Raw genomic sequence first — 2,618 nt, forward strand, 5'->3', positions numbered from 1 at the left:
GCTTGGTGTGGATGTGGGTGCGGTTGCCGACCTTGTCGTAGTCGATGGTGATGTAGGCGTTGGTGTCGGCCACCCAGCGCAGGCGGCCCCCACTTTAGTCATCGTCCTGCTCAGATTCTGCGACTCCAGAGTCGCTTTCAATTAGAAAAAAAAGCGATGCCTCATACTCGAATCTGTTGGAATGTTTTGCGGCAACAGAGTAGCGAATTTTTTCCATTTCATTTTCCAGTGAAATATCTTCCGGCCGATTTAATTCGGCATACGAGCGGAAAAATTCACCATTTACGACGTCCGTATTGAATTCAAGATTTGATCGGCCGGTTTTTGATTGATAAAACTCTCCGCAGGCCTTAATTGCGGTCGAGTAATCTTCAAAAGACTTCCGATCAATCACGCGCACGCCATTTTTTTCCACAGTAAGGTAGTACATATTCATTTCTTCCAATTGGAAAATGGGATTGTTTTTCCATAGCCATATACGGCCTCTATCGAAGGGTAAACCTTAAATTCGACAGGCAATCCACCTTTGGATGCCGCCGTAAGCGCCCTTTGAGCATCGGCCAAGCCCAGACTATTAATTGCTGCACTCTTCAAAGGTCCGCCCATCACCTCCAATCCAAGGCTCTCCGCTTTTTTCATCAATTCCGGACTAACTATCGCGATGTCATAGTCATCCGGCCCAATTCTTCTGCCGTCGAGTTTCAATGGGCGGCCATTATTGTATTTATAACCCGATGCGGTGCTTCCTTGCATAAATGCGTCGACATCATTAAATCCCGCAGCCTTGAACTCTTCATCAAACCGCTGAATAAAGCGCTCGAAGGGTTTTTCTTTGTATCCATAGGGCAGGCCATTTACATGATTTGGGTGATCTGGCAAAGAGCTAACTCTACTTGCGACACTCGCTCCCGAATTCAATGACGGGCCTGGCGGCACGATATACATTGGTCCAGCAAAGTTAAGTACTTTGCCAACAAAACTCTTGGCAAACAGGCTATCGGCAAGTCCTGCAGCACCACCTGCGGATGTCAATCCGCGCGCGAGATTCTTCAACCCCAATGCTGCAATAGAGCTCATCACCGAGAGCCCTTCCCCGAGACGAGAGGCTGCTGCAGGACTTCCCTGCAGTCCGCTCCAGAGTCCCGCCATTGCTTCGTTCTGACGGTAGCTTGTCAAGCCGCCAGAATCTACCACTTGGCCTACATATGATCGCAGCTGGGCAAACTGAGTGTCATCCATCCCTGCGACATGAAGCACTGTCGTATCTACGTGGCTGCGCCCGTCGAGCAATGTATTGAGGTAAACGGCTGGGGCCGAGGCTCTGATGCTCGAATCAGCCACCATAGTACCGATCTGGGCGTCATTGAGTATTTCAATTCCACTGAGGTTGACAGCAATGCTCAATCCCGTTGCACGCCCCACCCCACCAGCTAGCTGAGTTGCCACACCAATACGCTGTACTGAGATTGGATCTAAGAGTGCGGAAAGCACCCCCAGTTTCCCAAAATCCTCCCAAGCAGTCGGTCCCCGATCAAGAACTTCCCCAATTTGATTGGAAGATTCTCGAAGTCGCAGGCGTATTGCATTTAGCTGATCAAGCTTGGTGCCAATTTCTACATTATTAAATCCGCTGGTAGGCGTAAGAATGGATTTGATGTCATCCAAATTGCGATACAAATCGTCGGTGAGGTTTTTTAATGCGCTGGATGCGCCTATTTTTCGGATGTACCCTCTTTCACCTGGGCCAGCTATCTCCACGCCTTCGAACTGCTCACCACCTGGAATTCGACCCATTGCTGCATTGAGTTCGGCTGCTTGTTCCAGAGTCATCGAGCCCGCATCTTGAAAGCCAAGCGAGGACTGTTGTAATGCATTGGCGCGAGAAAAATCAGGCACATAGGGAGCACCTAGGCGCAAATCTGCACTCGGCGAGTAACTTGTCGTGGCTCCATCCGTGAAATATTTCAGGATATGTGCCTTCTCTTCGGCACCAACCACCCCCGGCACATTGTTGGCCTTTGCAAGAGCATCCCCAATGATGTTGCCGAACGCGTCCGCAGCGATTTGGGCGCCACTGATCTTGCCCCCGCGTACAACGGTTCCCACAAGAGCGCCGCCGAACCCGGAAACAAAGCTCTTCCCGAAATCGAATTGTGCTTTGGGGTCGTACTGCATCGCCGAATTCAGCCCCTGGCTGACACCAGCACTCACCGCGCTGGCCGCCACGCTCTTCCAGCTGAACTTGTCTTGCAATCCGGTCGCGACTGCAACGCCTTGTGTGATGGTGCTGCCAAGAGCGCCACGCATCGCTCCGTTGATAAATGCGTTGCCCGTGTCGGGGAGTACGTTTGTGCCGCCCAAGCCCGCCGATACCGCACCGCCAATAGCCCCCAGAGCCACCCCCTTCCAGCTGAAGCCATCTTGAGCGCCGATGGCGATACCTACTGCCTGGCTTGCGATCGAGCCGACGGCGCCCCCGATGGCCCCTGCAGCAACTGTTCCAGCTGTCGTTACAGCTCCACCAGTGGCCCCAAAGGCCGCGCTCATTGGCCCTGACAAGGCTCCTGCAGTGAAGTACGTCACAACGATGGCCACGACAGCCACAATGATCTGACCAA

General features: G+C 52.5%; 1 protein-coding gene and 1 pseudogene. Both read right to left on the reverse strand.

The window, feature by feature from the left end; genetic code table 11:
• Positions 1-94: 94 nt before the first annotated feature.
• Entirely contained in the window at positions 95-430 is a 336-nt protein-coding gene (locus PMI12_RS28985; RefSeq protein WP_162130825.1) for a hypothetical protein, read from the reverse strand.
• Between the two features lie 2 nt (positions 431-432).
• Positions 433-2,618 (reverse strand): annotated as a pseudogene (locus tag PMI12_RS28990) (hypothetical protein); the annotation flags it as partial.

Source organism: Variovorax sp. CF313, assembly GCF_000282635.1.
Classification (GTDB): Bacteria; Pseudomonadota; Gammaproteobacteria; order Burkholderiales; family Burkholderiaceae_C; genus Variovorax.